Origin of the sequence: Actinocatenispora thailandica, assembly GCF_016865425.1 — a bacterium.
Classification (GTDB): domain Bacteria; phylum Actinomycetota; class Actinomycetes; order Mycobacteriales; family Micromonosporaceae; genus Actinocatenispora; species Actinocatenispora thailandica.
The window spans coordinates 2,869,245-2,880,483 of the sequence record NZ_AP023355.1; the positions used below are offsets into that span (position 1 = coordinate 2,869,245).

Below are 11,239 nucleotides of genomic sequence, written 5' to 3' on the forward strand. Positions count from 1 at the left end.
GTCCTGAGCTCACTTGCCGGCGGACTTCGCCGGCCGCTTCCGCGCCGCCGGTGCCGGCGTTTCCGGGTCGTCCGGCTCCGGCTTCTCCGCCAGCGCCGGGTCGTGCCAGATGTGCACCCGCTTGCTGTCCCGGTCGTTGAGGCCCTTGATCCCGGTCGTCGCGGACAGGGCCGCCGCGTACGGCTCGTCCGGGTCGAGCCGGCGCAGCTCCTCGGCCAGTTCCTCGCCGAGTGGCTGGCGCAGCAGCGGCATCGTCCGGTCCGGGAAGCCGGTACGGCTGAGCACGGCCATCCCGTCGTCGGCGGTGACGCTCAGCGTTCCGCCGGTGGCCATGGCGACCTCGACCGCGGCGATCGCGTTGCCGCCCGCGGCGGCGAACGTCGGCTTGACCCCCAGCCGGGCCTGCAACCAGCCGGCCAGCAGCCGGGCGCTCGGGTCGTGCCGATCACCCTTGACCGTCACCTTGTCGGCGGCCACCCCGTCGGCGGTGTCGTACGCTCCCGCCAGCGTGGTGCGCCACGGTGTGAGCCGGGTCCAGGCCAGGTCGGTGTCACCGGGCGCGTAGTCCTCGGCCCGCCACTTCAACGCGACCTCCGGGTCGGCGGCCTGCGCCGCGTCGGTGATCCGGCGGTCGGCGACCACCCCCAGCGGGTCGTACGCGATCTTCTCCGGCGGGTCGCCGTGCCACCAGGTGACCACCGGGACGTCCGGAGCCAGCAACGGCAGCGCCACCGACTCGGCGTGCAACGCCAGCCGGCCGTGCATCCGCATGATGACCGCCTCGCACGGGCCGAGCCGGCCGCCGACCATGATCTCGGCGTCCAGCCGGGAGTCCTGGTCGAGCACGTTGCGCCGGACCACGATGATCAGCCGGCACGGGTGCTGCTGGGCGGCGATCATCGCCGCCTGCTCGGTGTCCCGGACGTGCCGCTCGTCGACCACCGCGATCAGCGTCAACGCCAGGCCGCTGGTCACGCCGCCCGCGCTGCGCCGCTCCGCGGCCAGCGCCTTGACCACCTCTTGACCGGTGGTGTCCCACAGTGCGATCACGGTCGCCTCCAGGTCCGACCATCGCGGGCCAGCATCTCGTCTGCCTCGCGCGGGCCCCACTCACCGGCCCGGTAGTGGTAGGGCGTGGTGCCCGCCCAGTAGTCCTCCAGGGGATCGACGATCTTCCAGCTTTCCTCGACCTCCTGGGAGTTCGGGAACAGCGTCTTGTCGCCGATCAGCACGTCCAGGATGAGCCGCTCGTACGCCTCCGGGCTGGACTCGGTGAACGCCTCGCCGTACAGGAAGTCCATCGCGATGTCGCGGACCTCCATGGCGCTGCCGGGCACCTTGGAACCGAACTTGAGCGTGACGCCCTCGTCCGGCTGCACCCGGATCACCAGCTGGTTGTGGCCCAGCTCCTCGGTGTCGGTCTTGGCGAACGGCAGGTGTGGCGCGGTCTTGAACGACACCGCGATCTCGGTGACCCGCCGCGGCAGCCGCTTGCCGGCCCGGATGTAGAACGGCACCCCGGCCCACCGGCGGTTCTGCACGCCGAGCCGGACCGCCACGTAGGTCTCGGTGGTCGAGTCCTCCGGGACGTCCTTCTCCTGGTGGTAGCCGATGGCCCGCTCGCCGGCGACCCAACCCTGGCTGTACTGGCCGCGGATGGCGTAACGCTTGCGGTCGTCGGGCAGCGTGATCGCCCGCAGCACCTTCAGCTTCTCCACCCGCAGCGACTCGGAGTCGAAGCTGACCGGCTCCTCCAGCGCCACCATCGTCAACAGCTGCAGCAGGTGGTTCTGCAGCACGTCGCGGGCCGCACCGGCCGCGTCGTAGAAGCCGGCGCGGGTACCGATGCCGACGTCCTCGGCCATCGTGATCTGCACCGAGTCGACGTAGTGCGAGTTCCAGACCGGCTCGAACAGCGTGTTCGCGAAGCGCAGTGCCAGGATGTTCTGCACCGTCTCCTTGCCGAGGTAGTGGTCGATGCGGAACACGTCGTGCGGGGTGAACACGTTGTCCACCAGGCTGTTGAGCTCCCGCGCCGAGTCGAGGTCGTGCCCGAACGGCTTCTCCACCACCACCCGCCGCCAGCCGCCGGAACGCTGGTTGTCGGCCATCCCGGTGCGCTCCAGCTGCTTGAGCACGGTCGGGAACGCCGGCGGCGGGATGGACAGGTAGAACGCCGCGTTGCCCGGGATGCCGTGCGTCTCGCGCAGCTTGTCCAGGGTGGCGGCGAGCGTGTCGAACGCCTCGTCGTCGTCGAACGAGCCCGGCACGAACTTGATGCTGCCCGACAGCCGGGCCCACACCTGCTCCCGCCACGGGGTACGCGCGTGCTGCTGGGCGGCGTCCCGGGCGATGGACTCGAAGTCGCCGTGCCCCCAGTCACGCCGGGCGAAGCCCAGCATGACGAACCCGGGCGGCAGCAGCCCCCGGTTCGCGAGGTCGTAGACGGCCGGAATCAGCTTCTTGCGAGCCAGGTCGCCGGTGACCCCGAAGATCACCAAGGCACACGGCTCCGGTACCCGCGGCAGCCGGCGGTCCTGCGGATCGCGGAGCGGGTTGCGAGCCTTGACCGGCTCGGTGGCGGCGGACCGCCTCACTGGTGTCCTCCCTGCATCGGTGGCCGCCGGGCGTCCCGGCCCGGCGGCCGCGGGTTCGTCCGCGGATGCGGTCACTTCGCCTGGCCGAGCTGGTCGGACACCGTGTCCAGCAGCTCCAACCAGCTCTTCTCGAACTTCTCCACGCCCTCGCGTTCGAGCACCTCGGTCACGTCGTCGAAGTCGACGCCGACCGCCTTGAGCGCCTCCATCACCTGCTGCGCGTCGGCGTAGTTGCCGGTGATGGTGTCACCGCGGGTCTCCCCGTGGTCGGCGTAGGCGAAGATGGTCTTCTCCGGCGCGGTGTTCACCACGCCCGGGGCCACCAGCTCCTCGACGTACAGGGTGTCCCGCAGGTTCGGGTCCTTGGTGCTGGTGGAGGCCCACAGCGGCCGCTGCGGGTGCGCACCGGCCGCGGCCAGTGCCTGCCACCGCTCGGAGCCGAACCTCTGCTCGTACAGCTGGTAGGCCAGTCGGGCGTTGGCGATCGCTGCGGTGCCGCGCAGCTTGTCGGCGTCCGGGCCGCCGATCGCGTCGAGGCGCTTGTCCGTCTCGGTGTCGACCCGGGAGACGAAGAACGACGCGACGCTGGCCAGCCGGGACAGGTCGTGCCCGTTCGCCTTGGCCTGCTCCAGCCCGGCGAAGAAGGCGTCGATCACCTCGTCGTACCGCTGCAGGCTGAAGATCAGCGTCACGTTCACGCTGATGCCCTCGGCAAGTGCGGCGGTGATCGCCGGCAGCCCCTCGCGGGTCGCCGGGATCTTGATGAACAGGTTCGGCCGGTCCACCAGCCACCACAGCGCGGCGGCCTCGGCGATGGTCTTGTCGGTCTCGTGCGCGAGCCGCGGGTCGACCTCCAGCGAGACCCGGCCGTCCACCCCGTCGGTCTCGTCGTACACCGGGCGCAGCACGTCGCAGGCCCAGCGCACGTCGTACGTGGTGATCATCCGGGTGGCCTCGTCCAGCGAGACGCCACGCCGGCTCAGGTCGGCGACCTGGTCCGCGTACGCGTCGGCACCCGCCAGCGCCTTGGCGAAGATCGTCGGGTTGCTGGTGACGCCGACGACGTGCTTGTCCCGGCGCAGCTCGTCCAGGTTGCCCGAGACGAGCCGCTGCCGGGAGATGTCGTCGAGCCACACCGCCACTCCGGCGGCGGACAGTTCGGCGAGTCGGTCGGTCATGATGAGCTTCCACCTCCTGCCGCTCGCCATGCCCGCCGGCCGGGCGCGCGGCTGCGTTCGTGTCTGGTCCCTCTATGGGTTCAACGGGAAATCCGCCGTCAAACGTTCCCGGTCAGCCGATGGCGGCCACCCGCTCGCGGGTCCGGTGCGCCGCCGCGACGACCTTGTCCACGGTGAAGCCGAACTCCTCGAACAGAACGGTGTCCGGTGCGCTGGCGCCGTAGTGCTCGATGCTCACGGATTCGCCCAGATCGCCGACGATGCCCCGCCAGTACAGCGCGATGCCGGCCTCGACCGAGACGCGCGCCTTCACCGACGGCGGCAGCACCTCGTCGCGGTACGACTGGGGCTGCGCCTCGAACCACTCGGTGCACGGCATCGACACGACCCGAGTCGGTACGCCCTCGGCCTGCAGGGAGTCGCGCGAGCGCAGCGCGAGCTGCACCTCGCTGCCGGTGGCCACCAGGATCACCTCGGGCGCCCCGCCCTCGGCCTCGGCCAGCACGTAGCCGCCCTTCGCGGTGCCCTCGGCGGCGCCGTGGGTGGACCGGTCGACGGTCGGCAGGTTCTGCCGGGACAGCACCAGCGCGGTCGGCCGGTCGGTGTGCTCCAGGGCACCCCGCCACGCCCACGCCGTCTCGTTCGCGTCGGCCGGCCGGACCACGTCGAGGCCGGGAATGGCGCGCAGCGCGGTCAGGTGCTCGATCGGCTGGTGGGTCGGGCCGTCGCCACCCAGCCCGATCGAGTCGTGCGTCCACACGTAGATCACCGGCAGTTGCATCAGCGCCGCGAGCCGTACCGCCGGCCGCATGTAGTCGCTGAACACCAGGAACGTGCCGCCGAACGGGCGGGTACCGCCGTGCAGCACGATGCCGTTGAGGATCGATCCCATGCCGTGCTCGCGGATGCCGAAGTGCAGCACCCGGCCGTACGGGTCGCCCGGGAACATCTTCGTCGCGTGCTGGGTGGGCAGGAACGACTCGGCGCCCTCGATGGTGGTGTTGTTGCTCTCGGCCAGGTCGGCCGAGCCGCCCCACAACTCCGGCAGCACCTCGGCGATCGAGTTGATCACCTTGCTGGACGCCTTCCGGCTGGCCATGCCCTTCGGATCGGCCGGGAACTCCGGCAGCGCGGTGTGCCAGCCGTCCGGCAGTGCCCGCCGGGACAGCCGCTCGTACAGCGCGTGTCGCTCCGGGTTGGCCTTGGTCCAGGCGTCGAAGCCGGTGGCCCACTCGGCCTGCGCGGCCGCACCGCGGGTCAGCGCCCGGCGCGCGTACGCGAGCACGTCGTCGGCGACCACGAAGTGCTCTTCCGGGTCGAATCCGAGCACCTTCTTGGTGGCGGCGAGCTCGTCCGCGCCCAGCGCCGAGCCGTGGATCTTGCCGGTGTTCTGCTTGTTCGGCGCCGGCCAGCCGATGATGGTGCGCAGCGCGATGAACGACGGCTTGTCGGTCACCGCCTTGGCCGCCTCGATCGCCCGGTACAGCGCCTCCGGGTCCTCGTGATAATCGCCACCTGTGGTCCAGTCCACTTTCTGCACGTGCCAGCCGTAGGCCTCGTAGCGGGCCAGCACGTCCTCGGACTTGGCGACGTTGGTGTCGTCCTCGATCGAGATGTAGTTGTCGTCGTAGAGCACGACCAGGTTGCCCAGCTGCTGGTGCCCGGCCAGCGCGCTGACCTCGTGCGTGATGCCCTCTTCGATGTCGCCGTCGGAGCAGATCGCGTACACGAAGTGGTCGAACGGGCTGCGCCCGGGCGCCGCGTCCGGGTCGAACAGGCCGCGTTCGCGGCGGGCCGCCATCGCCATCCCGACCGCGTTGCCGAGCCCCTGGCCGAGCGGGCCGGTGGTGGTCTCGACGCCGGCGGTGTGCCCGTGCTCCGGATGCCCCGGGGTGCGCGACTGCCACTGCCGAAGCTGCTTGAGGTCCTCCAGCTCCAGGCCGTATCCGGCCAGGTAGAGCTGGATGTACAGGGTGAGGCTGGAGTGCCCGGCGGACAGCACGAACCGATCCCGGCCGGCCCAGTTCGGGTTGGCCGGGTCGTGCCGCATGACCCGCTGGAACAGCAGGTACGCGGCCGGCGCGAGGCTCATCGCGGTACCGGGGTGACCGCTGCCCGCCTGCTCGACCGCGTCCGCGGCGAGGACCCGGACCGTGTCCACCGTGCGCCGGTCGAGCTCAGACCATTCGAATGGGGTGTCCGTCACGGGATGGCTCTCCTGTCCTCAACGTTGCTTCGAACCGGTGGTGTGCGGCGTGCGTGCTCGTGCCCGCCAGAAACCCACCAGGTCGACCCTACCCACGCCGCGCACGCAGCGTGGTTGGATCCCTGGCGTGCCACCTGCTGGACCCCTGTGCCAACCTGTAGTCAGGGGAAACGCACCCTGCCGGCATCCGATGCCGTTGTTCGGCAATCGTTTGTCCATCGTTTCCCATGATGACTTCCCGGCGTGGGGCGGGGGGTCGGTCGACACGGCGGGTGATCGGCCCGGCACCGCCGCCGGGTGGCGGCCCGGTGCACCGAATCCGGCACCCTGCCGCAGCCGGCGCACCGTGCCGCACTAGTCTGTTCTACGACCCGTAGTACGGCTCCGGTGCAGTTCGCAGGAGCACTCCTCGTCCCGACGCCGGAAGGTGGCTGGATCCGCGTGAGTACGGTCGCCGACCGCGAAGCCTCCGGCGCGCAGCAGCCCACGGAGGCCTCCCCGGCGCTCGCCCCGACGCCGACGCGCGCCGCGCACGCGAAGGCCGTGTTCGCGGCCTACCTCGCGCTGACCAAGCCGCGCATCATCGAGCTGCTGCTGATCACCACGGTGCCGGCGATGCTGCTCGCCGCGCACGGGCTGCCGAGCATCGTGACGATGGTGGTCGTGGTGCTGGGCGGCGCGCTCGCCGCGGGCAGCGCCAACGCGCTCAACTGCTACATCGACCGCGACATCGACCAGGTGATGCGGCGCACCTCCACCCGCCCGCTGGTGCGGCACACCGTCTCGCCACGCTCGGCGCTGGTGTTCGGGCTGGTCATCGGGGTCGTCTCGGTGCTGCTGATCGGGCTGACCACCAACTGGCTCGCCGGCGGCCTGACCCTCGCCGCGATCCTCTACTACGACGTGGTCTACACGCTGCTGCTGAAGCGGCGCACCGCGGCGAACACGTTCTGGGGCGGCGCCTGCGGCAGCGCACCGGTACTGATCGGCTGGGCGGCGGTCACCGGCGGCCTGGGCATCACGCCGTGGCTGGTGTTCGCGGTGGTGTTCTTCTGGCAGCCGCCGCACTTCTGGGCGCTCGCGATCAAGTTCAAGAAGGACTACGCGGCGGCCGGGGTGCCGATGCTGCCGGTGGTGGCTTCGCTGCGCCGGGTGCTGGTCGAGTCGGCGATCTACTCGTGGTTGATGGTCGCCTGCTCGATCGCGCTGTGGCCGCTCGCGACCACCTGGGTCTACGGCGCGGTCGCGGTGGTGCTCGGCGCGCTGTTCCTGTTCGAGGTGCACCGGCTGCTGCACCGCGAGAAGCGCGGCCAGAAGATCAAGCCGATGTACCTGTTCCACTGGTCGATCACCTACCTGACGCTGCTGTTCATCGCGCTGGCGGTCGACGCCTTCCTGTAGCGGTGCGGGCATCCACCAGGTGAGTGATGTCATGCCGTCGCGTCGGGTGGTCCCCGACGCGCTCGCGGACCGGACGAAACCGGCGGTAACGGGCCGGTGAACCGTAAGTCGCATCACAGCTTTTGACAAGTTCCGCCGTGCGGCGCGCATCGACTGCCTAGCCTCACTGTCATGCCAGAAACCCCCATGGCTTCAACGGAGTCCGAACAGGTCCCCTCCGGGATCGTGGCGGGACTCAAGGCGTTCACCAGTGCGCACGATGGTGCGACCGCAGTGATCGAGTACGTCGGCCGGCGCGGTGCGCGCATCGTGCTGGTCGGCGAGGACGGCGCCTGGGGCGACCAGCTCGCCCCCGCCACCGACGTCGCCCGGGCCGCCTGCCGCGAGGCCGGCGTGCCGATCGAGAACGGCTGGGAGCGCGAACTGACCGAGAACATGCACGGCGGCCCCTCGCTGTGGCGCTCGATGGGCCGCACCGCGTTGGCTCGCTGAGCCGCGGACCTGACCGACCGCAGGACCAGGCGGTCCCGGCGGCCTCGCGCCGACGGGACCGTACCGGCGCTCCGCTCCCACGGCGGGCACCGGCGGCGGCTCCCGCCGGCGAACGCGGTGGTGTGCCTGCCGCACCGGTACCGCAGGCCGGCATGGCCGGCCACGTCGCCGACCTGACAGCTGGCGCCCTCGGTTCAGCTGCCGGCCGGCTGCGAGGCACCCGTCGGGCTCGGTGCCGGCCGCCACTGGTCACGTCCAGGACGAAGTCGAACGTCCCCTCCCGCTCGTCGCGGCTGGTGCGCATCGTCATCGGCAGCCGGGAACCCGGTCATGTCGTACCCGCCATCGTCGTCGGCCTGCCACCAGTCGAGCAAGCACGCCGGTCAGCGGGTGACAGGCCCGCCCGAACACCTACCCGCCAGCGCGGCCCGCGCTGGCGGGGGAGCGGCGGGCTGGCCCGGCAGCCGCAGCCCCCGGCACCGCCAACCTGTACCGGAAGCCCGTCGGTGCCCGTGTCGCCTCCGCGGCGCCGGACCGGCGGGGGAGGGGGCCGAACCGGCGCCGCAGCGCGAATCCAACCGTTGCCGGTCGGCACCGGCAGGCCCGGCGGGCGCGGGTAGCTGCCGGGCGGCAGGTACCCGCCGTGGCTCAGCGAAGCGGGCCGGCGGCCGGGGCCACTCCAGGGTTCGGTGGCCCCGCACCGCCGTCGACGGTTCAGCCGTTCAGCGGCCCGGCCAGACCGGCCGGGGACGCTCGTCGTCCAGCGGCCGGGTCGACTCCCAGATCCGCCGCCACCGGGAGGCGTCCGCCGGTTCGGCCGGCACCACGTCGGTGCCGGCGGACGGCGCCGCCTCGATCTCCGGGGTCGCCTCGGCGGCGATCGCCTTCGGACCGGTGGGGGCCGAGAGCTGGCCGGCGGCCGACGCGCGCAGCGCCTCGTACCAGCCGAGTTCCTCCTCGTTCCACAGCCGGGTGACCTCGGACATCATCCGGAAGCTGAAGTCGCGCACGCCCTCGCCGGCCTCGGCGCGCAGCGGCCGACCGTACCGGATGACGACCTTCGGCCGGCCCGGTCGCGGCCAGTTCCGGCCGCGGGGCATCGCGCCGTACGTGCCGCGCAGCGAGATCGGCACGCACGGGATGCCCTTGGAGATGCACAGCGCCGCGGCACCCACCTTGAACGGGTTCATCCAGCCGTCCTGGGACCGGGTGCCCTCCGGGAACAGCAGCAGCGACCAGGCGTCGTCGACCAGCCGGCCGGCGAGCCCGCGCAGCCGGCGCGACCCGTACCGCTCCACCGGGAAGGTGTTGAACACCAGGGCAGTGGTGAACGCCCGCCAGCGGGCGTCGAAGAAGTAGTCGGCCGCGGCACCCACCGCCAGCCGGTCGGTGAACCGGCGTGGCAGCGAGCCCAGGATCATCGGCGTGTCGAGGTGGCTGGAGTGGTTGGCGATGAAGATCGCCGGGCCGCGCAGCCCGTCGAGGTACTCCCGGCCCTCGACGGTGACGCGGGTCTGGCTCCACGCCACCGGCTTGAGCACGCCGCGCTGGATCGCGGTCCGCACGATCCCGGTGACCGGGGTGCGGGCCCACGCGGTCGGGAACTCCTTCGGCTCGTGCTTGGGCGCCCACGGCTCCGCCGATCGCGGGGTGCGGGACCGGCCGCGCCAGTCCCGACCCCGCGCCAGCAGCTTGGCCTCACTGATCAGACCCATCGCGGCACCCCTACCGAACGTCCGCGAGCGTGAGCGGCGGCATGTGCAGGTAGCTGATCTCCGGGCTGGAGCCGACCGTGTGCTTGGCCATCTCCAGCGCGTCACCCAGCGTGGTGGCGGTACGGAAGCCGAGCCGTGCGGCGGTCTTGCGGTCCGCGCCGACGAAGATCACGTCGCCCAGGTGGTCCATCGCGTGCGACGCCCAGTACCACATGTAGAACGGGTGCACGCCGTGGTACGCGTACGAGTTGCGGTACAGGTGGATGTACCACTCGTCGGTGGCGAACTGCTTCTCGTACTTGGCCTCCAGCTGCGCCGGGTCGGTCGTCTCGGCCAGCACCTCTTCGAAGAAGTCGATGTAGGAGGGGTGGTGCACCGGATGGAACTCGTTCGGCATCGGGTGGTAGAAGATGCCGACGCCACCCTGCCGCACGATCGGCTTGTTCAGGTACATGTTGAACTGGTAGCCCAGCCCCATCGACGTCACCAGGATCGGGTTCATGATCGAGTTGACGTTGTAGGGGCAGATGAACGGCACGCCGAACACGCCGATGTCGGCCTGGCCGTTGACCTCGACGCGCTGCTGCTCGTGCACCTTGGCCATGGTCAACGGGTGCACCTCGCTCGGCGCACCGGCGTTGATGCCGGTCATCTTGTACGGCGCGTACTGGCTCTGCCAGACCTTGCGCCGCATCTTGGTCGGCAGCATCTCGTTGGCCCGCTTGACCGCGAGGTAGGACGCCTGGTCCTTGAGGTTCCACTCCCACTCGCGCTTGTTCAGGAAGCCCATCGCGGACGGGAACGACTCGCTGTTGACGCTCGTCTCGATGGTGAACACCTTGACGTGCCCGCCGAGCAGGTCGGCCATCCGGTTGTACGAGTGGTGCATCGCCGAGTTCGGCGGATCGTTGAACGACCGCGAGTGCTTCAGCACGTGCGAGTTGTGGTGGTGGCGCAGGCTGTTGTACCCGGCCAGACCCACCGACACCGACTTCGGGCCGCCGGACATCGGGGTCAGGTTGATGTTGACGTAGACCAACAGGTCGGACTCCATCGCCCGCTTGTTGAGCTCGACGTCCTCACCGTGGTCGGTCTTGCCGAGGTGGACCATGTTGTCCTTGTCCTCGGCGTCGTGGTTGCGCAGGTGCTCGGGGAAGAACGCGCGGAACACCCGCTCGCCGACCGCCCGCTTCAGCTCGCTCGGCGTCATCCGCCGGTGCAGCGCGTTCGCCGCGACCAACTCGACGTCGTTGACCCCCTTGCGGGCGGCCAGCTCCAGCACGTGCTCGAGGATCCGCTGCCGGATGTCCGGGGTCTGCATCTGGGGCAGCGGCAGCGAGATGTCGTCGAACGCGATCGTCAGCTTCATGCCCGGCCTGAGCAGCTCCGGCAGCGGCTCCATGCCGTGCGGGTGCAGCAACGCATGCCGGATGGCGGCGTTCACGTCCCGGATGCCGGGCAGCGGATCCGGCCCGTAGATCACCTTGCTGCCCAGCGGCAGATTCTCCAGCCGGAACCCCTCGCCCTGGTGGATCAGCAGCGGTGGGGTCCGCTCATCGACCTCAAGTACGAACCCTGGCCTGCTCACGCCGCAGCCTCCCGTTGGGTGCCAACAAATGTCGTGTCCATCGCGTCTGTCACCGTCGCCCC

General features: G+C 70.8%; 8 protein-coding genes. 2 read left to right on the top strand and 6 right to left on the bottom strand.

What is annotated here, in order from left to right; translation table 11 throughout:
• Positions 1–9: 9 nt before the first annotated feature.
• From Athai_RS12740 to tkt, 4 genes are all read right to left on the bottom strand, one after another.
• Positions 10–1,050 (bottom strand): glucose-6-phosphate dehydrogenase assembly protein OpcA, encoded by a 1,041-nt coding sequence (locus Athai_RS12740; RefSeq protein WP_203961688.1) that lies wholly within the window; start codon positions 1,048–1,050, stop codon positions 10–12.
• The gene (gene zwf / locus Athai_RS12745) at positions 1,047–2,597 is read right to left on the bottom strand and encodes a glucose-6-phosphate dehydrogenase (protein WP_203961689.1); all 1,551 of its coding nucleotides are present in this window, start codon (positions 2,595–2,597) and stop codon (positions 1,047–1,049) included. Before zwf ends, Athai_RS12740 begins: the two co-directional genes overlap by 4 nt.
• Positions 2,598–2,668: 71 nt before the next feature.
• Positions 2,669–3,775, bottom strand: a complete 1,107-nt coding sequence (tal, locus tag Athai_RS12750; protein ID WP_203961690.1) for a transaldolase — start codon at positions 3,773–3,775, stop codon at positions 2,669–2,671.
• Between the two features lie 112 nt (positions 3,776–3,887).
• Positions 3,888–5,981 (bottom strand): transketolase, encoded by a 2,094-nt coding sequence (gene tkt / locus Athai_RS12755; RefSeq protein WP_203961691.1) that lies wholly within the window; start codon positions 5,979–5,981, stop codon positions 3,888–3,890.
• A 441-nt stretch (positions 5,982–6,422) separates the two neighbouring features.
• On the opposite strand from tkt, the gene Athai_RS12760 reads away from it, so the two are divergent.
• Together Athai_RS12760 and Athai_RS12765 are read left to right on the top strand one after the other, a co-directional pair.
• The gene (locus Athai_RS12760; protein WP_203961692.1) at positions 6,423–7,382 is read left to right on the top strand and encodes a heme o synthase; all 960 of its coding nucleotides are present in this window, start codon (positions 6,423–6,425) and stop codon (positions 7,380–7,382) included.
• A 186-nt stretch (positions 7,383–7,568) separates the two neighbouring features.
• The gene (locus tag Athai_RS12765) at positions 7,569–7,874 is read left to right on the top strand and encodes a hypothetical protein (RefSeq protein WP_239156896.1); all 306 of its coding nucleotides are present in this window, start codon (positions 7,569–7,571) and stop codon (positions 7,872–7,874) included.
• Positions 7,875–8,596: 722 nt separating this feature from the next.
• On the opposite strand, the gene Athai_RS12770 is transcribed toward Athai_RS12765, so the two are convergent.
• Positions 8,597–9,589, bottom strand: a complete 993-nt coding sequence (locus Athai_RS12770) for a lysophospholipid acyltransferase family protein (RefSeq protein WP_203961694.1) — start codon at positions 9,587–9,589, stop codon at positions 8,597–8,599.
• A gap of 10 nt (positions 9,590–9,599) precedes the next feature.
• Complete coding sequence (gene larAH, locus Athai_RS12775; RefSeq protein WP_203961695.1) at positions 9,600–11,177, bottom strand: NPN-dependent hydroxyacid isomerase, LarAH14/15/16 family; 1,578 nt, start codon at positions 11,175–11,177, stop codon at positions 9,600–9,602.
• Between the last annotated feature and the right edge of the window lie 62 nt (positions 11,178–11,239).

Excerpts from the sequence above, each read along its gene's own strand:
- tal (WP_203961690.1), bottom strand. The coding sequence starts at position 3,775 with ATGACCGACCGACTCGCCGAACTGTCCGCCGCCGGAGTGGCGGTGTGG.
- Athai_RS12770 (WP_203961694.1), bottom strand. The coding sequence starts at position 9,589 with ATGGGTCTGATCAGTGAGGCCAAGCTGCTGGCGCGGGGTCGGGACTGG.
- Athai_RS12765 (WP_239156896.1), top strand. The coding sequence starts at position 7,569 with ATGGCTTCAACGGAGTCCGAACAGGTCCCCTCCGGGATCGTGGCGGGA.